Origin of the sequence: Ketobacter alkanivorans, from assembly GCF_002863865.1 — a bacterium.
In the GTDB taxonomy this organism is placed as follows: Bacteria; Pseudomonadota; Gammaproteobacteria; order Pseudomonadales; family Ketobacteraceae; genus Ketobacter; species Ketobacter alkanivorans.
In genome coordinates, this window is the sequence record NZ_CP022684.1 from 995,954 (window position 1) to 1,018,116 (window position 22,163).

The following is a 22,163-nucleotide window of genomic DNA, read 5'->3' on the forward strand; positions in this document are numbered from 1 at the left end:
AGAGTTCTGCTAAAATGAAGTCAAAGATGTTATTTCAGGGTAACAAACCCGGTATGATCAACGAATTACTGGACAAACTGTTCGGCAACGAAGACAAACCCAACGACGGCTCACCCAAAAACATCAAGCACAGCCCGAATGATATTGGTGAACTGTTGAGCTTATATCATGATCAGAATCACCTAGTGACTGCCATGATCATGAATTTGGGTAAGCGTAAAATCGCCAAATTGAGTACAGGCATACTGTCTGTGGACAGTGCCGCGCTCCGCTTTACTACTGACGAATTCATTCCCAGTGATCTACCTGAACTTTTAGGGGACGGAACCAAGGTTCAGTTTTCTCTGACCCACCACGGTGTGCGCCATCAATTCGACTCCATCCATATTCAGGCACTCCCCTCCGATTCTGGAACCCATCATGTGTTTCAATTCCCAAAGGGGATTGAGCAGATTCAGTTGCGAGACGCATTCAGGGTTAAGCTAAGTCAGGCTCACCCGATCAAAGTCACCCTCACTCATGCCACTAACCCGGCTATCACCGGTACGCTGGCAGATCTGTCATCCAGTGGCATGCGGATTCGTATTGATGGGCTGGTGACACCCAAGCCTGTTCGCGGGGAAATTTACAGCTCATGTCATTTAGTGCTGAGCGACGGCCAACCTGTAGTGGGTGGTGCACGACTGATGCATTGGCAATACGATCCTGACCTGCGTATTTCTTTTCTCGGTGTTCACTTTGAAAATCTGGACGGTACCACTCAAAGGGCGTTAAATCGGTTTTTAACCGACCTGCAACGTAAACAGAGATTAACGGGTTAAGATTCGGTTTTTAGCCATTGGGGCACATGTTGCTCTATGTCCTGCAGGGTGTCGATGTCCCACCGATCCCCCATAACATGGAAATTTACGCCGTTGGTAAGGAGTCTCTCCAGGGTCAGCCCCATTACATCGGCCGTACCCCAAGGCATATTCCCAAACACAAAGGATACTGGTTCAGTCGCACCAATCATAATGTATCCACCATCCAGCGCAGGCCCAACCACCACAGAAGACTGATCCAGGGCTCGGAAGGCCTCCGCCAGATAGTCCGGCGTAATTGACAAAGCATCTGCCCCAACAATGATGACCTGATCATAACGGGCCAAGCCATGACGCAAGGCAAAGTCCATACGGGTGCCAAGATGGGTGCCCTGCTGCTGCAAACATCTTGTGCCAAATTCTTCAAAGTACTGCTGAGCTGCGACATTCGTTGTCCACACCTCCACTTCATCTGCATCGCTTGCTAAAGCAGTGCCAATAACAGCGGCGCAGAGTTTGTGGTGAATGTGCAGTGCGAAATCGCCTCCCGCTGCTTTCGCAATGCGGGTTTTCACCTGCCCCTTCACAGGTGCCTTGGCAAACACTTGAATCAGTTTCGTCATCTGCTTGAACCGTAATACCATGAATGCAGACGCTGCGGGCTTACACCAAAGCGAAATGCCAATCGCAACCACCACATCAACAGCACCGTTTTTACAGGGCCATGTCGTATCCAGCGGCGCGCGGATGTCAGCACAGGCGCAGTAATACGATAAGGGCGAGTAACTTTACGGGCCCTAAGGGTAAACTCGACATCCTCCATCAATGGAATATCAACGTAGCCTTTCAAACGCGTAAATAATTCGCGACGTAAAAACAACGCCTGATCCCCAGTACACACGCCCGTAATCCAAGATCTTTGATTGATGAACCAGCTGATAATCTTAAAGAGCCAGCGGGGATCATCCAGCTCAACATCAAAACGCCCCCACATGCATCGGCTGTGAATAAACTTGTTCATTTGGGGCATAAAATCATCAGGAAGCTGCGTGTCGGCATGCAGAAAGACTATCAACTCACCGCTCACACTATTGGCACCGGCATTCATCTGCCTGGCTCGCCCCGCCTGACTTGAAATCACCTTTACCGGGAAGGCCTGTAGTTTCAACAAGGTATCATCTGTACTGCCACCGTCCACCACAACAACCTGCCATTGATCATTGAGCAGATGAAACAAGCGATCCAGATTCCTTTCTATGCCTGCAGCTTCATTCAGCACTGGCATGACAATGGTTCCAGTTACCGAATCAGACATGATCAGGCCAGTGCACCGCCACAACTGCTGCCCTGGCCGGCGGTGCAGCCGTAACAGTGATCGGCTACCAACACCGGGTTGCCATCCATATCGTCAACCAGCAGGTCTTTTAAGATAACGCCTTTACCAGAACGGGAAAGAGGTAATTCCAACATTTGATTAAAATCACAATCGTACAGATTGCCCTGCCAATCCACACTCACGGTACTGCGACACATCAGCCCAGCCAGATTGCCTTGATTAAAACTATCCTGTAACAACTGCATATAGTCATCAAATTGGCCTTTCGATACCAGCATGCTACCAAAACGGCTGATCGGCATGTTGGCCAAAGTAAGCAGATTATTGAACCTGATGCCGTGATCCTCCAGCAATCGTTGTTTGTAATCCTGCTCCAACACCTGCTGTGAGGGCGGCAAGAACGCGCCGCCAGGATTGTAAACCAGATCAAGTAACAAACCGCTGCCTTCAACACCAAAACCCAATTGATTCAGGCGCTGCAGACCCGCAATGGAATCGTGAAATACACCCTTGCCTCGCTGGGCATCTACATTCTGTTCGCTGTAGCATGGCAAAGAGGCCACGACACGCACCCCTTGCTGGGCAAGAAACTCGGCAAGATCCTCTTGCTCCGGCTCCAACAAAATAGTGAGGTTACAGCGATCAATTACCTCCACCCCCAAATCGCGCGCCTGTTTTACCAGCCAACGAAAATGAGGATTCAGCTCAGGCGCGCCACCAGTCAGATCCAGTGTCTGTAATTTGCGCTTGCGCAACACCTCAACCACCTGTTGAATCGTGTGCCAGCTCATCTCTTCTGTGCGTTTTGGACCGGCATTCACATGACAATGAGTACAGCTGAGATTACAGCGATACCCTAAATTGATCTGTAGCACGCTCACCTGCCCTCTCTGCACAGGCGGAAAAGCTGTATTAGAGCGAAACAGTAGCGGTTTGGTATCGATCATCCTTTCATTTCCTGGTGTTTAACGCACATGAACATCCCAAACATCTTAATGCAGTCGTTGTCGTGAATAAACTCAATAAAAAAACCCGCAACCGGGAAGATTACGGGTTTTGACTGCATTGAGGGGAATTCGTTACAGCTTACATTGCCATAAAACGTTTCAGGTGATAATCCCCATTTCCAAAGAGGGTATTAATGACATTGATACGTTTCAAATACATACCAACGCTCATTTCGTCCGTCATACCCATTCCACCAAAAATCTGAATTGCTTCGTGGGCGACTTTCTGACCTTTGGTGGCTACTGCATATTTGAGCGCCGAAACGTTTTTACGATAGTCCGCCTCATCTGCCTGATGGCTCATCACTGTACGCAGCAGCAGTGATTTGCACTCCTCATGAAGCGTGAACATTTCCACCATTCGATGCTGCAACGCCTGAAAAATAGAAATAGGCACACCAAACTGCTTGCGGTTCTTACTGTATTCCACTGTCTCTTTGTACAGTTTTTCCATCATACCGACCGCTTCTGCACAAAGCGCCATTGATGCCTCATCTGCCACCGCCTCTAATACAGTCAGGGCTGCTCCCTGCTCACCAATCAGTGCCGATTCGGGAACCTTTACTCCATTCAGAGACAGCTCTGCAGCGCGGTGCCCATCCAAAGTCGGATAATCCTGGATTTCCAGGCCTTCGCTATCAGTAGGCACCAAAAACAAGGAAATGCCTTCCCGATCACGACTGCTGCCACTGGTACGCGCAGAAACGATAAAGGTATCTGCTGAAGCGCCATGCAATACCATCGCCTTGGAGCCCGTTAACTCGTAGCGACCGGCACTGAGCTTGGCTTCAGTCACCACGTCAAACAGATCAAAGCGAGACTGAGGCTCGATCGCTGCCAGAGCCAGTTTTCGGTTGCCCTCGATGATGCCTGACAGAATCTCTGCTTTTTGCTCGGCACTGCCCGCTTTGGCTACAACCCCACCCGATATAAGAACAGTGGACACGTAAGGCTCGACTACCAGCCCTTTGCCGAACTCCTCCATCATGATCATGGTCTCAACCGCCCCGCCGCCGATCCCGCCATCCTCTTCTGAAAACGGAACACATAACCAGCCCAGTTCAGCAAAGGTCTGCCAGGTTGCGACATCAAAGCCGCCGTCCATGGCACTGTGTTTTCTGCGCGTTTCATAGTCGTAATCGTTGGCTATAAACTTGGCAACGCTGTCTTTTAAAAGGGTTTGTTCTTCGCTGTAATTAAAATTCATTGTGCCACCTATAATCCCAGTACCATTTTAGCGATGATATTCTTCTGCACTTCATTGGAGCCGCCGTAAATGGTGGCGGCTCGACCGTACAGGTACTTGGTAGAGATCGGGCCCGCGTAGTGGTTGCCGATTCCATCTCCGAGCGCATGTGCATAATAGCCACACGCCTCCACCGACAGTTCAGCTACAGCCTGCTGAATTTCGGTTCCCCGAATTTTCAGAATCGAGGATTCAGGCCCCGGAGCGCCACCATCAACCACGCTGGCAATCGCACGCAGCTCGGTATACTCCAATGCCATAAGATCCACCTCCACCTGCGCCAGCTTGGCACGAAACATATCATCTTCGATCAGAGGCTTGCCGCCAGACATCTCCTGGCTCGCTATTTCCTTAATCCGCTCGATGGCTTTTTTCGATTGTGGAACACCGGCAATCGCAGTTCGTTCATGGGTGAGCAGATATTTGGCGTAGGTCCAGCCTTTGTTCTCCTCGCCAATCAGATTGGTGACAGGCACTCGAACATTGTCGAAGAACACTTCGTTCAGAGAGTGCTGATTATCAATCGAGTTGATCTTACGAACTTCTATGCCTGGAGTATTCATATCGATAAGCAGGAATGAAATGCCCTCCTGCTTTTTCGCCGCAGGATCAGTTCGCACCAGGCAAAATATCCAATCCGCGTATTGCGCATAGGTAGTCCAGATCTTCTGACCATTGACGATGTAGTCGTCACCATCCCGCTCTGCCTTAGTTTGCAAAGCCGCCAGATCAGAGCCGGCACCGGGTTCAGAATACCCCTGACACCACCACACATTGCTCTGCAATATATCCGGCAGAAAGCGCTGCTTCTGCTCGTCGGTTCCGAACGTGTAAATAACAGGCCCCACCATCTTCAGGCCAAACGGCACCACACCCGGTGCTCCAACTTCGGCACATTCGTTCTCAAAAATAAACTTCTGGGTAATGGTCCAGCCAGTGCCACCGTATTGCTGAGGCCAATTCGGAGCAATCCAGCCTCGCTCATACAGTATTTTCTGCCACTCAATCATGGTGTCCTTGTCGATGTATCCACCGACGATCGCTTGTTTGATTCGATCGGACAATTTGTCTTTCAGGAATGCACGCACTTCTTCACGAAATGCGACATCATTGGGAGTCAGTTGAATGTCCATTCCTATCCTCTGTTGTTTGAGTAATTTGAGTGGCTATGAGCAATGGCGATTACCGCTACGACTGCCGCCGTTAGCCTGTCTGCTTAAACAGACCCTATATAATGGGATTCTCAGTCTATGCGACACTAGAAACAGCGTCACTGACCAAAATTGCCAGAATTTTGGCCTGAGTAATCCTTATCAAATCGATTACTTGCCGTATTTAGTATGGCATTTAGGGTAGATAATGCCCTACCAAGCCGCTAAAATCCTGCCTGTCTAGAATGTCCGCCCTTAGCTCAGCTGGATAGAGCGTCCCCCTCCTAAGGGGAAGGTCTCAGGTTCAAATCCTGAAGGGCGGGCCATATCAACCTGATTCCAGCGCCTACCGTAGGGCTTTCTCCATTCTCATCAAGCGATTACTATTGTTACACAGTGATCTTAAACCGTTGGGAAACCATGGATCTTTCTGCAGTCGACAACTCTGCCATCTGGCTGACACTGAAGTTGGCCCTCTACACCACGCTGACTTTATTAGTAGTGGCCACACCACTGGCCTGGTGGCTTGCCAATACCCGTAGCCGTATCCGGCACGGTGTATCTGCCCTGGTGGCTATGCCCCTGGTATTACCACCAACAGTACTTGGTTTTTACCTGCTGGTTATGTTGGGGCCTCAAGGCACTCTGGGCCAGCTCACACAAACCCTTGGGCTGGGGCTACTCCCCTTCACTTTTGGCGGATTAGTGGTGGCTTCGGTTATCTATTCGTTGCCTTTTGCAGTGCAACCCATCCACGGTGCCTTTGAACAACTCGGTCGACGCCCGATGGAAGCCGCCGCCACACTGCGAGCATCACCCATAGATCGCTTTTTCAGTATCGCCCTGCCCATGGCTCGCCCTGGTCTACTTACTGCAACGGTGCTTACCTTTGCTCACACCGTCGGTGAGTTCGGTGTGGTTTTGATGTTGGGGGGCAATATCGACGGGGAAACACGAGTCCTTTCGGTTGCAATATACGACCATGTTGAATCGCTCGAATACAGCCAGGCCCACGTACTGTCTATCGGGTTGATTGTATTTTCGTTCAGCGCGTTACTGCTGCTCCAACTCTATAGCAAAAGGAAGTGGCAACCGGTATGAGCGGCATAGAGATGCAGTTTGAGCTGAGACGGGATAGCTTCCACCTGCAGGTAGATACCACATTGCCGCACACTGGCATCACTGCATTGTTTGGTGCATCTGGCTCGGGCAAAACGACGTTACTGCGGTGTATTGCCGGCCTTGAGAACATTCCAGGAGGCAAGCTCAGTATGGATGGTGTGCCCTGGCAATCGGACTCTGTGTTCCTGGCTCCGCATCAACGCCCGATTGGCTACGTGTTCCAGGAAGCCAGCCTGTTTCCCCACCTTTCCATTAAAAAGAACCTTGAATACGGCTGGAAACGCACACCAACACAAAACCGAACCGTTCAACTTGACGAAATTGTGTCGTTACTTGGCGTTGAAGGCTTTATACATCGATATCCTCACCAATTATCAGGTGGTCAGCGACAACGAGTCGCCATTGCCCGGGCGTTGTTGACCAGCCCAAAGCTACTGTTGATGGATGAACCACTTTCAGGTTTGGATTTACAAAGCAAACAAGAAATTCTGCCCTATCTAGAGCGATTACATGAGCAGACAAACTTACCGATTCTCTACGTGAGCCACTCCCCCGACGAAGTTGTCAGGTTAGCAGACAGCTTGGCTCTTATGGAATCAGGCAGAATCCTGGCACAAGGTGAAATCAACACCATGTTAACGCGACCGGACCTCTACCTGTCGAAACTGGATGAAGCCAGCGCCGTATTGAACTGCCACGTTTCATCTCATGATGAGCGTTATCACATCAGCTATCTGAGCATGGATCAGGCTACACAAAACCAGACGTTATTGGTTCCTTACCGGGATCTTGATTGCGGCCACTCAGTGCGCGTGCGCATTTTGGCAAGGGACGTAAGCTTATCGTTGCACAAGCAAGAGAACACCAGCATCAGCAATATTCTGCCTGCAACAGTCACTGATGTTTTCCCGAGTATTTCGCCATTCCAGGTTATGGTTAAATTGGACATTGGGGGTCAAACCATATTGTCAAAAATCACCAGCCGCTCCCAGGAGTTGCTTGGCATAGAGAAAGATAAATTCGTCTATGCCCAAGTCAAATCCGTAGCATTGATGCGTTAAGCCTTACTGTTTGCCGCGCCATCGGTTCGGGCTAACAATCCCCCCAAAAAACACCCTGTAAGCAGCCCGCTGAGGTGGGCTTGATTGGCTACCGGTAAAATGTTGGCAAAACCCAACACTAATGCAATCACCATAAATACCATCAACCCAGGCGGCAGTCGAAATGGCGGAGCCGGGCTGAACCGTTCATAAAACCACAGATAACCAAGCACCCCATAGACCACACCAGAGAGGCCACCAAACTGATTACCGCTCCACAAGAACTGCACCAGGTTGGATATAACACCGCAGACGATAAACAACATAAACAAGCGCATTGAGGACTGAGATCGCTCGACCATACCGCCGAATACCCACCAAGCGCTCATATTGAACATAAAATGAAAAATACCAAAATGGATGAAAGCCGGTGAGATCCAACGCCAGATTTCACTGCTCCCAGACAGATGTTGCAGGCTGCTGAAAAACATAAACGGGGCACGCGCACCGGCATCATAACCGGTAGTGTTCAGAATTCTGTGTCATTTCTTTATCATTAGACCAAAAGAGATGACCTATGACCAAACCTACTTTCGATATGGAAGCCGCCCTCAAAGCCCTGCGTGAAGGCCAAGACCTCACTGGCAAGGACGGCATCCTGACACCCCTGATCAAACAGCTCACTGAGGCCGCCATGAAGGCCGAGCTGGAAGAGCATCTGGCCAACGAGGAAGCCCCTAACCGTAAAAACGGCAAGTCTTCCAAGACCATAAAAGGCCCTACGGGCAGCTTTGAGCTGGATACCCCCAGAGACCGGTCTGGCACCTTCGAACCCCAGCTGGTCAAAAAGAACCAGACTCACCTCACCGATGAATTGGAACGCAAGATCCTGGCTCTGTTTGCTCTGGGTAACAGTTATCAGGATATCCGCGGCCATATTGCCGATCTCTACGGTGTCGAGCTTTCCAATGGTACCATCAATGCTGTCACCGACAAGCTTCTCCCAGAGCTTCAGGCATGGCGTGAGCGAGATCTGGAGGCTATCTATCCGATCGTCTGGCTGGATGCGATTCACTACAAGATCAAGGAAAACGGCCGCTATGTCAGCAAGGCTATCTACACCATTCTGGGCCTCAATATCGAAGGCAAGAAGGAGCTGCTGGGCCTGTATTTATCGGATCAGGAAGGTGCTCACCACTGGCTATCTGTGTTGACCGACCTGAACAACCGGGGCCTAAAAGATATTCTGATTGCCTGCGTGGATGGCCTGAAAGGATTCCCTGAAGCCATTGAGACCATCTACCCCGACACCGAGATTCAGCACTGCATCATCCACCAGATCCGCAACTCCATGAAGTACGTTGCCTCCAAAAATCAGAAAGCCTTCATGAGTGACCTGAAGTGCGTTTACAAGGCTACCACCCTCAACGCCGCAGAAATTGCCTTGGACGACCTGGAAGCCAAATGGGGCGACAAATATCCAATGGTAATCCAGTCTTGGCGCAGTAAATGGCCGACGTTATCGACTTACTTTAAGTACCCGGATTACGTGCAGAAGGCGATCTACACGACAAACGCTGTCGAGGCTGTACACCGCCAGTTCCGAAAACTCACTAAGACGAAAGGCGGCTTCCCTAATGAAAACAGCTTACTGAAGCTGTTGTATGCCGGTATACTCAAAGCCACTGAGCGATGGACTCACCCGATACAGAACTGGAACCTGACGCTGTCACAGCTCACAATCCACTTCCCAGACCGGCTGGACAAATACATCAGCTTATGACACCGCTAGGCTGACACAGAATTTTGAACGCCCTCTCATAACCCTGTGCCGTCAGTAAATAGACTACCAAGCACACCACCACGATGGATTTTGTAACTATGCCCGTCAGCTCCAATATACGAGCAAAGGTAACTCCTCGATATAATTTGGAGAGCTTCTCTGCCTGGAGATTATCTTCCTCCACCAGCCAAGAAGCCTGACGATATCGGTCATGATTAGGCTCTTGTAAAAAACGTTGCAACTCTGTCTGCGCAAGATCCAGATCGGTCTCGTTTTCAACAAAAACATTGGCACCGTTATCCTGAATCTGTAACGATGCCGACACACCCAGGCTCTTCAAGTAATCTACCAACGCTTGGGCATATCGGGGATGCTGGATATAGGTTAAGTGATGCATCAGAGTGATTTCAGAATCTCTATGACATCATCATGGTGGGTTTTGGTTTTTACCTTATCCATGATGTGTTTCAAACGTCCGTCTTTACCGATAATGAAGGTGGTGCGCAGAATCCCCATAAACTCCCGACCCATGAACTTTTTCATACCCCACACTCCGTACTTCTCTGCAATAATCTTGTCTTCATCTGACAGCAGATCGAAGTTTAATTCTTTCTTCTCAATGAAATTCTGTAACTTCTTCACAGGATCAGGGCTGACACCGAATACCACGGTATCCAGTTTCTCAAATTCCTTCTTGGTATCCCTGATACCGCAGGCCTGGGTAGTACAACCGGGTGTCAATGCTTTTGGATAAAAGTAGAACACAACGTTTTTCTTACCTTTGAAGTCTTTCAGGCTTACTTTTTCTCCATTCTGGTTCTGCAATGTCCAGGCTGGTGCCATATTTCCCACTTTCGGCATGGCCATAGTTATTCTCCCATTAATCAATAGCTAGAAATAATCGTTCAAATGTCCCATTGAAGCATAATTGACTTACAATATCCCGATCAACCAAGGAGGCAGATCTTGTCTAGTCACAATAAAGCAGCGTTTGGCGTTATGCTCGTCAATTTGGGCACACCCGAAAACCCCGATGCCGCCAGTGTGCGAAAGTATCTGGCAGAGTTTCTGTCTGATCCCAGAGTGATCCGCATCCCTCGCGTTCTATGGTGGCTAATTTTACACGGCATTATTCTGCGAGTGCGCCCCGGCAAGGTCGCCAAACTTTATCAGACTGTGTGGACCGACGAAGGTTCTCCACTGATGCACATCAGTCGCAAACAGCAAGCTGCATTACAACTTTGCATTCAGGAAAAAACCGGGCAACCTATTCCTGTCGAGTTGGCCATGAGCTACGGCGAACCTAGCCTGGCCACAGCCGGACGTAAATTGGCCAGCAGCGGAGTGCAACGCATCATCGTACTGCCCATGTATCCTCAGTATTCCTCCACTACCACCGCTGCCGTGTTCGACGGCTTGGCCCGAGCACTGAAGCCGTGCCCAGATCTGCCCGAAATGATCTTCATTCGTGATTACTGGGAGCGGGAGGACTATATCGCCGCGCTGGCCAACAGTGTAAGGGAATACTGGGATGAACACGGCAAACCCGACAAGCTTTTATTATCTTTTCACGGTATACCGCAACGATACGAAGACACCGGTGACCCCTACCCCTCCGGTTGCCGCGGCACTGCCCAAGCGGTGATCAAACAGCTGGGACTAACGCCTGATCAATGGTCAGAAAGCTTTCAATCACGCTTTGGACGTGAGGAGTGGGTCAAGCCCTATACCGATGCGCTATTGGAAGAGTGGGGCCAGAACGACAGCATTCACCGGGTCGACGTGGTCTGCCCTGCCTTCTCTGCAGACTGCCTGGAAACCTTAGAAGAGATCGAAGAACAGAACAAAATCACCTTTTTGGAAGCCGGTGGTAAAGAATATCACTATATCCCATGCCTCAATGATCGCCCGGATCATATTGAAATGCTGGCCAAACTGGTGCTGGAACGTGCGAAAGCCTGGCTCTGACCGTGACATCCGGCGAATACTGACTACGCTTACTTATATAAATTAGTCACCGTATTTCAGTCTATTAGCGTCGCAGCATGGAACTAGAAGGATTCTCACAGCTGGAAAAAATTGCTGAGGGCGGTATGGCCGTTCTCTATCGGGGCATACAATCCTCCCTCAGCCGTCCAGTTGCCATTAAAGTCATGAAAGGTGCCTTATCCGGCACCCCTGAAGCCCATGAGATGTTCGAGGCTGAATCTCGTATCGTGGCGCGACTGGACCACCCACACATTATCCGGGTCATCGACCGCGGCCTAACCGCAGACGAAATGCCCTACTTCGTCATGGATTATGTGGAAGGTCTGACCCTGAAGGATGCCCTGAAAACCCAAAAGCTGTCTGATCGACGCAAATTACGCATCATCATGCAGATTGCCAAGGCACTGGGTTACGCCCACAAGAACAACGTTATTCATCGCGACATTAAACCGGGCAACATCCTGCTGGATAAAGAAGGCAATGCACGGGTGGTGGATTTTGGCATAGCACGGCTTTCGGAAGATACCGAAGTATCCATTCGCGAAGAAAGCATGACCGTGGGCACACCGGCTTACATGGCACCGGAACAGCGCCGGGGGGCCGCGTTTACCAGTTCCGCCAGCGACATCTATTCTCTGGGTGTCATCATGTATCTGATGCTGGCCAGCAAACTGCCCAAGGCCGGTTATCCCGCTCCATCCCATTTCAACCCTAAAATCCCCTCGTCCCTGGATAAAATCACCATGGCTTGTCTGGCGGATGATCCTGATCGCCGCCCCAGCGCCGACAAACTGGTGGCCCTGTTACTCAAAGCACTGAAAGGTGCCCACCTCAAACAAGAGCAAAAAGCCCAAGCCCAAGACACCTTCAAAGATCCAAAAGAAAAATTCAGGCTGCTTGATGTGATTCGTGAGACCCCTTACGGCACCGTTTGTCTGTACGAAAACCGGGAAGATCATTCTTTGATGGTGCTGAAAAAGCGGGTGGGTAATTTTCAGGGTTATAACGAATCAGAAATTCTGTCGCGGGTGAAACACCGCAATATTATCAACGTGAGGGGGGTGAGCCGTAACGATCGCATCTTCATCACCATTCTGGAATATCTGTCCGGTGGCAGCTTGCAAAATCGCATGGCGCAGCCCATGCCGCCTACTACGTTCACTGCCGTTGCCGATCAAATATGCGATGCCATGATTTTTGCTCATAACAACCGTATCGTGCACGGCAATCTGCGCCCCCACAATATTCTGTTTGACGACACCAACACGGTCAAGGTAATGGACTTTGGCTTCGAACCCCATTACGCCGAAGCTGCGGAGCAAAACTGGTACAAGGCACCAGGCGAAACGGCATCCGTACTGGCCGACATATTTGCCGCAGGGGTGATCTTTTATCAATTGCTTACCGGCATGCTACCGGAATGGAAACGGGGTTTACTGCAGCCCTGTGAGCCATTTGCCACTATTCCTCAGCATCTGCGTACCCTGATTAAGGGCATGCTGTGCCTCGAAGCCCATGTGCGCATCCAGAGCTTCGAAGAAGTGAAGCGCTGCCTGCACTTGATAGAAGAAGACGAAGACGAAAAAACCCGCACCAAGATCAAGCAGCACGCGCCAAGCAAGAAGCGCAGAAGCCCGTTACGAAGCCTGGCCATGGTATTGGCCCTGCTTTTACTGGTAGGCGTAAATGGCGCACTTTATTCCTGGCTGCTGCTGAAAAAGGGGCAAGATATGCCTGCTGTTGCCAGTATTTTGGCATCCTTGGGTTTTGAGCATCCTACCGCCACACCAACACCTGAATCGGCCAGCCAGACGGCTTCGTCGATACCGCCCAAAACGGCAAGCAAACCGGATCAGGAACTTACGCTAAGGCGGGTAGATCAAGCCAAACAAAATTAGCATTGTTTACTTCGTCGCCTATTCACTAATCCTGAAAGTGTGATAGTTTACCCGATTGTGTATAGTCGACGCGTTCAGGAAGAAGTTGCGTCTTTCTCCCACTGGAGGGTGTCATGATCGATTATGAACTAACCGATCTTTTAATTGAATTGGAAGAGATTCAACAGGATCGATTCCTTAACAAAGCGCGCGGTCAACAGGTTGTAGACTTATTAGCGTTCTACGATATACCAGAATCTTTGTATGAATTACGCCAAGAACCCCAAAACGGGCGTGAACCTCATCAATGTCGGCGCAAAATAGCACTGTTCAATTTTGCCCACGTACCACCTGAATTCAAAGTACAACTGATCGAATGTTTGTTTATGATTGGCCACTCACCCGAGTTCATCGCTGAAGCTATGGGTGAAGATATTCGTGCAGTTGCAGAATCATTGCGGTCGGTTGTGGATGAGAATCGTGCCCGACGGGCGTCCGATCTACGCAAGAATCCCCAGCGTTTTCGTTTAGTAAAATCCTGATCCCCAGCGTTCCAAACCTATCGAACCCATGTTGACTTAACACGCTTTAAGCCAACATGGGATCCTTTCACCTAGCTAGAAAGGTCCAGGCCTGATGGCTAAAGCCCGAAGCCAGGATCGTACAATCCAAGCCGGTTTCCAAATGCTGGGTTATTGTTGAAAATAATGCCCTTCTCGGTAACAAGAAAAGCTCCTTCTTCAAACATCGGCCCCTGAGTAGGCATGACCGCAGTCGGTGCAAAAAAAGTATCGGATTTTGTCTCCTGTATTTCGCCATCAAGCCAATACAATAAAGTACCTTTTAGATAATCCGTGATTACAAATCCCTCTGCATACGGCACAAAGTCATCCAACACCGTGCCCCAGCGCTCATATAAAACCTCCCGCTCGCCTGCAGTGCCATCGGCATTACGCTCTATGTATCCCAAAACTGAAACCAAGGTCCCGTACTTGATGCCGGTGTAATACAGCCGGCCGCCAACCCAGTTCAACCCATTCACAAAAAAAGCGGTGTTTTCATCCCAAACCGTTATGGAGCCTACCTGCATCGGCTCATCAAGCACGATTTTGAAAACATCCCCTTTACCTGAATCAGAGATAAAAATATTACCGTATTCATCAACATCAATACCGTTAGGAATGCCAACATCCGTCATTGGCGCAATCACTGACAACTCCATAAATGGATGCACTCCAGGTGTTATAACGTCATCAGGCGTAGGAGGCTGATCGCTGAGTTTTCCCGCCAAAAGGTATGAATCGGCAAATTCTGAAAAATTGGTTTTTGAGCAAACTGCGTATACATAATCGTAACGTTGAATGGTACCTTCGACCAAACAATCATCATGAAACATATCCAGCTTTTGAAATGTCCCATCTGCATTTTTTATAACTTCAAAAACGCTTGAGCCACCGGATAGAAATAAGCGTCCTTGTTCGGTAAAAAATAAATTTTCTGATTCAGGTACGTCATCCACTATCACCTCACTGGATGACCCGCACCCGGTGAGCCCCAACACCAAACAACATCCCAGTGACATTACCCATCGACTGCTTTCCATAACGCTAACCTCTTGTACTTTTTGTTTTAGTTCCAGGCTTGATGGTAGGATGGATGCTGATGCTCGAACACTGCCCGGGCGGCCATTGTTCTTGTCAATATCAGCCAGTACCGGGCTTTACCAACCTATAAAATAAAAAAGGTGTATACGGATGTCGCCACCATCAGAGGTAGCTCTCTGGCATCAAGAGACGGTGCCTATTCAATATATGCATGCGGTATTGCTTGCAGCAGAAGATTGGGATGCAGATTTCGCACATCAGCCCATTCCCAGACAACTTAAAGAGCGCTATCCCGCACATTGCGATCGAATCCCGTTGCTGGAGTTTATCCAGTTATGCTTTTGTGCTGCACAGCAGTTCCCCAAACGGGGCATTTCATACGATATTGGCTGGCAGCTGCCCCCTACCGCTTATGGCAATCTGGGTTACGCTATGCTGTGCTCCGAATCACTTTTAGACAGCGTTAACATCATGGAGCGATACTGGGCCTTAATATCCAAGTCCGTATCCCGGTTTAACTGGTATGAACAAGATGATCTGTGCGTTATTGATTTGACCATTAATGATCATCTTCAAGGGCCGCTACGAGCATTGTGGATAGAGGCTTCTCTCACCAGCTGGCAACGCTGCATTGAGTCCATGCTGGGCGAGCCTCTGACCTGGAAAGAAATCTGGCTTGACCACTCAAATACCTGCCAGCATCCGCCGAAACAGGCAGCCATTGGCTCTGTTAAATTCAATATGCCATCGAACCAACTGCGCTTCCCTTCCAGCTATCTTAAGGTGCGTTTACCCATGGCAAATTCGCGCAGCTTTGCCATTGCAGTGGATAACTGTGAAAAAGATATGCATTTTAATGGGCTGGATGGCGGGGAACTTATCGCGCGAGTGAAGGCGTTGCTAACCCTGTCTGACTCAGGCTACCCTAGCTTGGAAGCATTGTCAGATCAGCTCAATGTTTCCAGCCGGACCTTGCGACGCCAACTGTCTAGTTACGGCTATGGATATAAATCCATGCTGGATCAGGTGCGCCGCCAAGATGCCATTCGCCTGTTGTGCATTAACGACTTAACGATTCAACAGGTATCGGATTTACTGGGCTATTCTGATCCAGCCAGTTTTTCCAGGGCGTTTCGCCAGTGGTCGGGCCAATCACCACAACGGTTTCGTCATCAGGGTAAAATTGAAGCCTGCCCCATATAAAAAGGCCGCCATATAATCAGGCGGCCTTTTTATGGAACCATGGCAATGACTTCCGTCACTTACCCCTAATGCATCCAGCACTAACCAACGTAGTTCAACAGGATACCTGCAGCAACTGCTGAGCCGATAACACCCGCCACGTTGGGGCCCATAGCGTGCATCAGCAGGAAGTTTTGCGGATTGGCTTCCAGACCCACTTTGTTGGAAACCCGAGCCGCCATTGGCACAGCCGATACCCCGGCAGATCCAATCAGTGGATTAATCGCCTGCTTGGAGAATTTGTTGAGCAGCTTGGCCATCAACACGCCACAACCGGTGCCGATGCAGAACGCGGCCATACCCAACACCAAAATGCCTAGCGTCTCGGCAACCAGAAACGACGATGCACTCAACTTGGAACCGACAGCCAGCCCCAAGCCAATGGTAACAATGTTGATCAGCGCGTTTTGTGCAGTATCACTAAGGCGATCCACCACACCGCATTCGCGCATCAAATTTCCAAAACAGAACATACCCAGCAGCGGTGCAGCATCAGGCAACAATAGAGCTACCAACACCAGAATCAACATTGGGAAGATGATCTTTTCAGACTGGGAAACCGTGCGCAACTGCTCCATTTTGATTTTGCGTTCCGCTTCTGTCGTCAGCGCACGCATGATCGGTGGCTGAATCAATGGTACCAACGCCATGTAGGAATAAGCCGCAACGGCAATAGCACCCAACAGGTCCGGTGCCAACTTGGTGGTAACGTATATTGCAGTAGGCCCATCCGCACCGCCAATAATACCGATAGCCGCCGCATCAGCCAGCGAGAAGTCGATTCCGATGTTCATACTGGTGAGGGCTAATGCACCGAGCAGGGCAGCAAAAATACCGAACTGCGCTGCCGCACCCAACAACAAAGTGCGAGGATTGGCCAGCAAAGGGCCAAAATCCGTCATGGCGCCTACGCCCATAAAGATTAACAGCGGAAACAACCCGGTGGTTAAGCCTACGGTATAGATGAGATACAGTATGCCGTCAGAATGGCCGCCAGCTTTCACCATGTAAGCGACTTTATCGTGAATTTCCGGTGTAGCGGCATACCAGGCATTTGTCACCTGAGTGGCAGTCGCATCCGTCGCCAAGTTCAGCACGGATTTGATACTGTCCACAAGCGCCACATCACCATAGTACAGCGCGTGACCCAAGGCAGATTCTGCCATTCCGGCAACCGGGATGTTAGAAAGAATGCCGCCCACGCCGATGGGTACCAGCAGCAAGGGTTCAAAGCCCTTTTTGATGGCCAGCCAAAGCAACAACAGCCCCACCACGATCATCACCCCCTGGCCAATTTCCAGGTGGTAAATGCCGGTGCTATGCCAAAGCTTTACTAAATTATCCATGGTTTAGCGCTCCGCTCAGCCGATGATCATCAGTTGATCGCCTACTTTTACGGCGTCGCCTTCTTTCACAGTCACTGCCGATACCGTACCGGTTTTGACAGCACGTATCTCGGTTTCCATCTTCATGGCTTCAAGAATTACGATCACGTCACCTTCTTGAACCTGCTGCCCGGTTGCAACCTTCACTTTGAAGATGTTACCGGCCAGCGGTGCCAACACAGGCTCACCAGCGCCCGCTGCAGGTGCTGCTGTTACAGGTGCGGCAGCGGCAGGAGCAGGTGCCACACTGGAAATATCGCCACCTTCGGCAACCTGTACCACGTAGGATTGCCCACTTACCGTTACGGTGTAAACGCTGCTATCACCCGCGGCCACCTTGGCAGGCGCCGCTGCAGGTGCTGCGTCGGCTGCGGTAGGAGCCGGTTCGAAAGCATCTGGGTTACCACGGTTTTCCAGGAACTTCAGACCAATCTGTGGGAACAGCGCATAGGTCAGCACGTCGTCCACCGCGTCGGCAGCCAGTTTGATGCCTTTCTCGGCAGCAAGCTTTTTCAGCTCGGCACTGAGTTTGTCCATTTCCGGCTCAAGCAAATCTGCGGGGCGGCAGGTAACAGGCTCTTTGCCTTCCAGCACCCGCGCCTGCAACTCTTTATTGAAAGGTGCAGGGGCTGCTCCGTATTCGCCCTTGAGCACGCCAGCGGTCTCTTTGGAGATACTTTTGTAGCGCTCGCCGGTCAGCACGTTCAACACCGCCTGCGTGCCTACGATTTGCGAGGTTGGGGTAACCAGAGGGATAAAGCCAAGATCTTCACGCACGCGGGGAATTTCAGCCAAAACCTCGTCCAACTTGTCGCCGGCACCCTGCTCTCTCAATTGGCTTTCCATGTTGGTCAACATGCCACCAGGTACTTGCGCTACCAGGATTCGGGAATCAACCCCTCTTAGTGCACCTTCAAATTTGGCGTATTTCTTTCTCACTTCGCGGAAATAAGCAGCCACTTCCTCCAACAGGATAATATCCAGCCCGGTATCGCGCTCAGTACCTTGCAGTATTGCTACCACCGCCTCTGTGGGTGAGTGGCCATAGGTCATACTCATTGATGAAATCGCGGTGTCTACGTTGTCGATTCCAGCTTCGGCACACTTCAGCGCAGTCGCAGTAGACATCCCGGTGGTGGCGTGACACTGCATGTGCACGGGGATATCCAGTGTTTCTTTCAGGCGGCTTACCAGTTCGTAACCCACGTATGGCTTTAATAGACCGGCCATATCTTTGATACAGATAGAATTGGCGCCCATATCTTCGATGGTCTTCGCCATATCCACCCACATGTCGATGGTGTGAACCGGGCTGACGGTATAGGAGATCGTGCCCTGAGCATGCTTGCCTTGCTTCAGAACGGCCTTGACGGCGGTTTCCAGGTTACGCGGATCATTCATTGCGTCGAACACGCGGAACACGTCCACGCCGTTCACGGCAGCACGTTCCACAAATTTATTCACCACATCGTCGGCATAGTGGCGGTAGCCCAGCAGGTTTTGTCCACGCAACAGCATTTGCTGTGGGGTCTTGGGCATGGCTTGCTTTAATAATCGAATTCTTTCCCATGGATCTTCGCCCAAATAGCGAATACAGGAATCGAAGGTGGCGCCGCCCCAGGATTCGATAGACCAAAAGCCTACTTGATCCAGTTTGTCTGCAATGGGGAGCATGTCATCAATACGCATGCGGGTTGCAAAAAGCGATTGGTGCGCGTCACGAAGAACAACGTCTGTAATACCTAAAGGTTTTTTTACCTTATTCATGGGAATTGGCCTTTTTGTGGTTTTGCTTAACTCTGGTATCGACTCGCTACTTGTGGCGCGAACGATGCCGGTGTATTGCGGCTGCGATAACAGCCATCAACTGACCATCAGTTGCCTGAGTAGGCTTCTGGCCAGCGGATGTTGGTGTTGAGGGAGCTTCGGGGTCTGGCATGAATCTGGAAATCAGGGCGGACATACCGCTTGTTGTAACGACAAGCAGCACTAAGAAAGAGAATACCGCTCCCATTCCAATGGCCATCAGGTTGACACCTTCCCACAGCAAATTGCTCATTTTTTCGCCTCGATAGTGGTTTCACCTAACGCTGCACGGGGGGCTTCCCAATAATGAACGTCTTTTCAGACGCGCAAAAAACCCTCGGAACCCCGAACGCACAAGCTGCGCAAATTTACCGGTTATACCTACCCATAGCAACCTGAAGATGGCAAAAAGAGCCGGAAAAACCGCCCATTAGCGCCTATAAACTGGCTATTTAAGTATCACGATTGGTGGCTCATGTACGCAGTAAAAATCAATGGCTGCACGGACGTTTTGACCGCAATTTGTGACCGGCCAGTCCCAGGCTGGAAGCAAGCACAGCAGCAGGTGGGTTATGTTCAAACTGAAACAGAGTAGAAAGCAAACGGAGGGAATTTCGAAGATAAAAAAAGGGGTTACGTAAAACGTAACCCCTTTCTCAATATGGCGCGCCCGGCACGATTCGAACGTGCGACCGCCTGGTTCGTAGCCAGGTACTCTATCCAGCTGAGCTACGGGCGCGTGGGTGATGCATTCTACGTATCCAGCCTTTCATGTCAATCAAAAATGATAATTTTCTAATCAACTTTCAAGCAATTACGTGATCAACATCTTTTCAGTTGCTTGGCCACCCTAAACCTCTGGATAACCCTGAAAAATGGCGGAGAAGGAGGGATTCGAACCCTCGATACGGGATAAACCGTATACTCCCTTAGCAGGGGAGCGCCTTCAGCCTCTCGGCCACCTCTCCGAAACGTGCGCGAGATAATACTCGTCTTTGTTAAAAATTCCTAGCCCAAATCGCTGATTTAGATGGAATTAATTATTCGTAGTCCATAAAAGCAAAAAAAGCGATGGCCAGCATCGCTTTTCCATTACCGATCAGCCCATTACAGTTCGTTATGGTCTGAGGTTTTTTCCCGCTGAATGCGTTGGTATATCTCTTCACGATGAACGGCCACTTCCTTTGGCGCATTAACACCAATACGCACCTGGTTGCCCTTCACTCCCAGCACGGTCACAGTGACTTCATCACCGATCATCAACGTTTCGCCGACACGGCGAGTCAAAATTAACATATCCTTCTCCTGTTACTACTGCTCCCGGGGCATCCCAGCCAACCAGCCCAAATACGCCCATATTTATAAAGCACAAACCTAATCTAATTATTGACCAGGTTTCCCATTTTGGTAGGGCAGCAGATAGATTTATTTCGGTTAAAGGTCAAGTTTACTTGGCTTCGAACGGTTCTTTATCCAGCTCAAAACCACTGTGTAGGGCCCGCACGGCCAGTTCCAGGTACTTCTCTTCGATGATCACCGATATCTTGATTTCAGATGTGGAAATCATTTGGATATTGATGCTTTCTTGTGCCAGAACTTTAAACATGTTGCTCGCCACTCCGGCATGGGAACGCATCCCTACACCCACCATGGATACTTTGGCGATGGAAGCATCTGACTGAACTTCCTTGGCTCCAATCTCTGAAGCGATATTCTTCAGTACATTGGTGGCCTTTTCCATTTCGTTTTTGTGCACGGTGAAGGTGAAATCGGTTGTCTTGTCCGCTCCCACGTTCTGCACAATCATATCGACTTCGATGTTGGCCTCACCCACTGGCCCCAGGATGCGATACGCTGCACCGGGGATATCCGGAACGCCACGAACTATGATTTTGGCTTCGTCGCGGTTAAACGCTATTCCCGAGATGACAGGTTGTTCCATGGGATCCTCTTGATCTACTGTAATTAGGGTTCCGGGGCCATCTTCAAAACTGGACAGCACGCGGAGAGGTACATTGTATTTGCCAGCGAACTCAACTGAGCGAATTTGCAGCACTTTTGAGCCCTGACTGGCCATCTCCAGCATTTCCTCGAAGGTAATCTGGCTGAGCCTGCGGGCACTACTCACTACGCGTGGATCGGTAGTGTATACGCCATCGACATCGGTATAGATCTGGCATTCATCAGCCTTCAGCGCAGCCGCCAAAGCGACTCCGGTCGTGTCAGAGCCACCTCGACCCAGAGTGGTGATATTACCCTCACCATCGACACCCTGAAAGCCCGCCACAACGACTATTCGACCCTTCGCCAGGTCATCACGGATACGCTTGGCATCGATTTCCTGGATACGGGCTTTGCCATGGGCATCATCGGTCAGGATTCGTACTTGAGCGCCGGTGTAAGAACGAGCATCGTAGCCGTCACTTTGCAAGGCCATGCTCAACAATGCGATGGTAACCTGCTCACCAGTAGTCACCAACACATCCAGCTCCCGCGCAGAGGGCTGGGGGGTCATATCGTTTGCCAACGCCAGAAGACGATTGGTTTCTCCGCTCATGGCGGACACCACGACGACAACGTCATGGCCTTCATCACGAAAACGCTCTACGCGTTTGGCAACATTGCGAATACGCTCTATGGTGCCTACCGATGTACCGCCGTATTTTTGAACAATTAGCGCCATTGCAATAATTCTTAGATAGGATTAAAGGTATAGGTTCAGCATTACAGGCAGGAAAGATAACCGTTCTGCAAATGAAACTAAAGGCCTGTATT

Annotated in this window: 22 protein-coding genes and 3 tRNA genes; 9 read left to right on the plus strand and 16 right to left on the minus strand. The window is 50.2% G+C overall.

The annotated features are described in order from the left end of the window. Positions 1–14: 14 nt before the first annotated feature. Positions 15–821, plus strand: a complete 807-nt coding sequence (locus Kalk_RS04145) for a flagellar brake protein (protein WP_101893000.1) — start codon at positions 15–17, stop codon at positions 819–821. Here Kalk_RS04145 and Kalk_RS04150 read toward each other — a convergent pair. From Kalk_RS04150 to Kalk_RS04170, 5 genes are all read right to left on the minus strand, one after another. Beyond that, the gene (locus Kalk_RS04150) at positions 818–1,423 is read right to left on the minus strand and encodes a TIGR04282 family arsenosugar biosynthesis glycosyltransferase (RefSeq protein ID WP_158643296.1); all 606 of its coding nucleotides are present in this window, start codon (positions 1,421–1,423) and stop codon (positions 818–820) included. The genes Kalk_RS04145 and Kalk_RS04150 overlap by 4 nt on opposite strands. Next, on the minus strand, positions 1,420–2,115 hold the full coding sequence (locus Kalk_RS04155) for a TIGR04283 family arsenosugar biosynthesis glycosyltransferase (protein ID WP_199768007.1): 696 nt from the start codon (positions 2,113–2,115) through the stop codon (positions 1,420–1,422). The genes Kalk_RS04150 and Kalk_RS04155 overlap by 4 nt, the downstream gene beginning before the upstream one ends. A gap of 2 nt (positions 2,116–2,117) precedes the next feature. Further along, a complete protein-coding gene (arsS, locus tag Kalk_RS04160) occupies positions 2,118–3,083 on the minus strand; it encodes an arsenosugar biosynthesis radical SAM (seleno)protein ArsS (protein WP_101893002.1) in 966 nt (321 codons plus the stop codon). Between the two features lie 139 nt (positions 3,084–3,222). Next, positions 3,223–4,350 (minus strand): acyl-CoA dehydrogenase family protein, encoded by a 1,128-nt coding sequence (locus Kalk_RS04165; RefSeq protein ID WP_101893003.1) that lies wholly within the window; start codon positions 4,348–4,350, stop codon positions 3,223–3,225. 8 nt (positions 4,351–4,358) lie between these two features. After that, positions 4,359–5,522 (minus strand): acyl-CoA dehydrogenase family protein, encoded by a 1,164-nt coding sequence (locus tag Kalk_RS04170; protein WP_101893004.1) that lies wholly within the window; start codon positions 5,520–5,522, stop codon positions 4,359–4,361. 267 nt (positions 5,523–5,789) lie between these two features. Here Kalk_RS04170 and Kalk_RS04175 point away from each other — a divergent pair. The 3 genes from Kalk_RS04175 (at position 5,790) to modC (ending at position 7,723) form a co-directional block, all read left to right on the plus strand. Then, positions 5,790–5,866: transfer RNA gene (locus Kalk_RS04175), tRNA-Arg, on the plus strand. Positions 5,867–5,960: 94 nt separating this feature from the next. Beyond that, positions 5,961–6,641 (plus strand): molybdate ABC transporter permease subunit, encoded by a 681-nt coding sequence (modB, locus tag Kalk_RS04180; protein ID WP_101893005.1) that lies wholly within the window; start codon positions 5,961–5,963, stop codon positions 6,639–6,641. Continuing rightward, a complete protein-coding gene (modC, locus tag Kalk_RS04185) occupies positions 6,638–7,723 on the plus strand; it encodes a molybdenum ABC transporter ATP-binding protein (RefSeq protein WP_101893006.1) in 1,086 nt (361 codons plus the stop codon). The genes modB and modC overlap by 4 nt, the downstream gene beginning before the upstream one ends. On the opposite strand, the gene Kalk_RS04190 is transcribed toward modC, so the two are convergent. Next, positions 7,720–8,193, minus strand: coding sequence for a rhomboid family intramembrane serine protease (locus Kalk_RS04190; RefSeq protein WP_101893007.1), 474 nt, complete (start codon positions 8,191–8,193; stop codon positions 7,720–7,722). The genes modC and Kalk_RS04190 overlap by 4 nt on opposite strands. Positions 8,194–8,279: 86 nt before the next feature. Here Kalk_RS04190 and Kalk_RS04195 point away from each other — a divergent pair, with 86 nt between their 5' ends. Continuing rightward, positions 8,280–9,485: an IS256 family transposase gene (locus Kalk_RS04195; protein WP_101893008.1), complete on the plus strand. Its 1,206-nt coding sequence runs from the start codon at positions 8,280–8,282 to the stop codon at positions 9,483–9,485. Here the strand turns inward: Kalk_RS04195 and Kalk_RS04200 are convergent. After that, a complete protein-coding gene (locus tag Kalk_RS04200) occupies positions 9,475–9,882 on the minus strand; it encodes a hypothetical protein (RefSeq protein ID WP_101893009.1) in 408 nt (135 codons plus the stop codon). The genes Kalk_RS04195 and Kalk_RS04200 overlap by 11 nt on opposite strands. Then, positions 9,882–10,352 (minus strand): thioredoxin-dependent thiol peroxidase, encoded by a 471-nt coding sequence (gene bcp, locus Kalk_RS04205; RefSeq protein WP_101893010.1) that lies wholly within the window; start codon positions 10,350–10,352, stop codon positions 9,882–9,884. Before bcp ends, Kalk_RS04200 begins: the two co-directional genes overlap by 1 nt. Positions 10,353–10,451: 99 nt before the next feature. Here bcp and hemH point away from each other — a divergent pair, with 99 nt between their 5' ends. The 3 genes from hemH (at position 10,452) to Kalk_RS04220 (ending at position 13,893) form a co-directional block, all read left to right on the plus strand. Next, complete coding sequence (gene hemH / locus Kalk_RS04210) at positions 10,452–11,453, plus strand: ferrochelatase (protein ID WP_233716810.1); 1,002 nt, start codon at positions 10,452–10,454, stop codon at positions 11,451–11,453. A gap of 77 nt (positions 11,454–11,530) precedes the next feature. Further along, on the plus strand, positions 11,531–13,372 hold the full coding sequence (locus Kalk_RS04215; RefSeq protein WP_101893011.1) for a protein kinase domain-containing protein: 1,842 nt from the start codon (positions 11,531–11,533) through the stop codon (positions 13,370–13,372). Between the two features lie 113 nt (positions 13,373–13,485). Then, on the plus strand, positions 13,486–13,893 hold the full coding sequence (locus tag Kalk_RS04220) for a hypothetical protein (protein WP_101893012.1): 408 nt from the start codon (positions 13,486–13,488) through the stop codon (positions 13,891–13,893). Between the two features lie 98 nt (positions 13,894–13,991). Here Kalk_RS04220 and Kalk_RS04225 read toward each other — a convergent pair whose 3' ends face one another. After that, positions 13,992–14,954 carry an SMP-30/gluconolactonase/LRE family protein gene (locus tag Kalk_RS04225; protein ID WP_101893013.1) on the minus strand — a complete coding sequence of 321 codons (963 nt, stop codon included), beginning with the start codon at positions 14,952–14,954 and terminating at the stop codon, positions 13,992–13,994. 151 nt (positions 14,955–15,105) lie between these two features. On the opposite strand from Kalk_RS04225, the gene Kalk_RS04230 reads away from it, so the two are divergent. Then, complete coding sequence (locus tag Kalk_RS04230; RefSeq protein ID WP_101893014.1) at positions 15,106–16,158, plus strand: AraC family transcriptional regulator; 1,053 nt, start codon at positions 15,106–15,108, stop codon at positions 16,156–16,158. Between the two features lie 80 nt (positions 16,159–16,238). On the opposite strand, the gene Kalk_RS04235 is transcribed toward Kalk_RS04230, so the two are convergent. The 7 genes from Kalk_RS04235 to Kalk_RS04265 all read right to left on the minus strand — a co-directional run bounded on the left by Kalk_RS04235 (position 16,239) and on the right by Kalk_RS04265 (position 22,071). Beyond that, complete coding sequence (locus Kalk_RS04235) at positions 16,239–17,543, minus strand: sodium ion-translocating decarboxylase subunit beta (RefSeq protein WP_101893015.1); 1,305 nt, start codon at positions 17,541–17,543, stop codon at positions 16,239–16,241. A gap of 15 nt (positions 17,544–17,558) precedes the next feature. Beyond that, entirely contained in the window at positions 17,559–19,349 is a 1,791-nt protein-coding gene (oadA, locus tag Kalk_RS04240) for a sodium-extruding oxaloacetate decarboxylase subunit alpha (protein ID WP_101893016.1), read from the minus strand. 46 nt (positions 19,350–19,395) lie between these two features. Next, positions 19,396–19,641: an OadG family protein gene (locus tag Kalk_RS04245; protein WP_101893017.1), complete on the minus strand. Its 246-nt coding sequence runs from the start codon at positions 19,639–19,641 to the stop codon at positions 19,396–19,398. Positions 19,642–20,050: 409 nt separating this feature from the next. Next, a tRNA-Arg gene (locus Kalk_RS04250) sits at positions 20,051–20,127 on the minus strand. 137 nt (positions 20,128–20,264) lie between these two features. Further along, positions 20,265–20,356 (minus strand) — tRNA-Ser (locus tag Kalk_RS04255). Positions 20,357–20,495: 139 nt separating this feature from the next. Next, on the minus strand, positions 20,496–20,684 hold the full coding sequence (csrA, locus tag Kalk_RS04260) for a carbon storage regulator CsrA (protein WP_101893018.1): 189 nt from the start codon (positions 20,682–20,684) through the stop codon (positions 20,496–20,498). Positions 20,685–20,835: 151 nt separating this feature from the next. Next, positions 20,836–22,071, minus strand: coding sequence for an aspartate kinase (locus tag Kalk_RS04265; protein WP_101893019.1), 1,236 nt, complete (start codon positions 22,069–22,071; stop codon positions 20,836–20,838). Positions 22,072–22,163 lie beyond the last annotated feature (92 nt).

What these genes read in the sequence shown, in the direction of transcription:
- Kalk_RS04145 (WP_101893000.1), top strand. Translation starts at nt 15, where the DNA reads ATGAAGTCAAAGATGTTATTTCAGGGTAACAAACCCGGTATGATCAAC.
- Kalk_RS04150 (WP_158643296.1), bottom strand. Translation starts at nt 1,423, where the DNA reads ATGACGAAACTGATTCAAGTGTTTGCCAAGGCACCTGTGAAGGGGCAG.
- Kalk_RS04155 (WP_199768007.1), bottom strand. Translation starts at nt 2,115, where the DNA reads ATGTCTGATTCGGTAACTGGAACCATTGTCATGCCAGTGCTGAATGAA.
- arsS (WP_101893002.1), bottom strand. Translation starts at nt 3,083, where the DNA reads ATGATCGATACCAAACCGCTACTGTTTCGCTCTAATACAGCTTTTCCG.
- Kalk_RS04165 (WP_101893003.1), bottom strand. Translation starts at nt 4,350, where the DNA reads ATGAATTTTAATTACAGCGAAGAACAAACCCTTTTAAAAGACAGCGTT.
- Kalk_RS04170 (WP_101893004.1), bottom strand. Translation starts at nt 5,522, where the DNA reads ATGGACATTCAACTGACTCCCAATGATGTCGCATTTCGTGAAGAAGTG.
- modB (WP_101893005.1), top strand. Translation starts at nt 5,961, where the DNA reads ATGGATCTTTCTGCAGTCGACAACTCTGCCATCTGGCTGACACTGAAG.
- modC (WP_101893006.1), top strand. Translation starts at nt 6,638, where the DNA reads ATGAGCGGCATAGAGATGCAGTTTGAGCTGAGACGGGATAGCTTCCAC.
- Kalk_RS04190 (WP_101893007.1), bottom strand. Translation starts at nt 8,193, where the DNA reads ATGTTTTTCAGCAGCCTGCAACATCTGTCTGGGAGCAGTGAAATCTGG.
- Kalk_RS04195 (WP_101893008.1), top strand. Translation starts at nt 8,280, where the DNA reads ATGACCAAACCTACTTTCGATATGGAAGCCGCCCTCAAAGCCCTGCGT.
- Kalk_RS04200 (WP_101893009.1), bottom strand. Translation starts at nt 9,882, where the DNA reads ATGCATCACTTAACCTATATCCAGCATCCCCGATATGCCCAAGCGTTG.
- bcp (WP_101893010.1), bottom strand. Translation starts at nt 10,352, where the DNA reads ATGGCCATGCCGAAAGTGGGAAATATGGCACCAGCCTGGACATTGCAG.
- Kalk_RS04215 (WP_101893011.1), top strand. Translation starts at nt 11,531, where the DNA reads ATGGAACTAGAAGGATTCTCACAGCTGGAAAAAATTGCTGAGGGCGGT.
- Kalk_RS04220 (WP_101893012.1), top strand. Translation starts at nt 13,486, where the DNA reads ATGATCGATTATGAACTAACCGATCTTTTAATTGAATTGGAAGAGATT.
- Kalk_RS04225 (WP_101893013.1), bottom strand. Translation starts at nt 14,954, where the DNA reads ATGGAAAGCAGTCGATGGGTAATGTCACTGGGATGTTGTTTGGTGTTG.
- Kalk_RS04230 (WP_101893014.1), top strand. Translation starts at nt 15,106, where the DNA reads ATGTCGCCACCATCAGAGGTAGCTCTCTGGCATCAAGAGACGGTGCCT.
- Kalk_RS04235 (WP_101893015.1), bottom strand. Translation starts at nt 17,543, where the DNA reads ATGGATAATTTAGTAAAGCTTTGGCATAGCACCGGCATTTACCACCTG.
- oadA (WP_101893016.1), bottom strand. Translation starts at nt 19,349, where the DNA reads ATGAATAAGGTAAAAAAACCTTTAGGTATTACAGACGTTGTTCTTCGT.
- Kalk_RS04245 (WP_101893017.1), bottom strand. Translation starts at nt 19,641, where the DNA reads ATGAGCAATTTGCTGTGGGAAGGTGTCAACCTGATGGCCATTGGAATG.
- csrA (WP_101893018.1), bottom strand. Translation starts at nt 20,684, where the DNA reads ATGTTAATTTTGACTCGCCGTGTCGGCGAAACGTTGATGATCGGTGAT.
- Kalk_RS04265 (WP_101893019.1), bottom strand. Translation starts at nt 22,071, where the DNA reads ATGGCGCTAATTGTTCAAAAATACGGCGGTACATCGGTAGGCACCATA.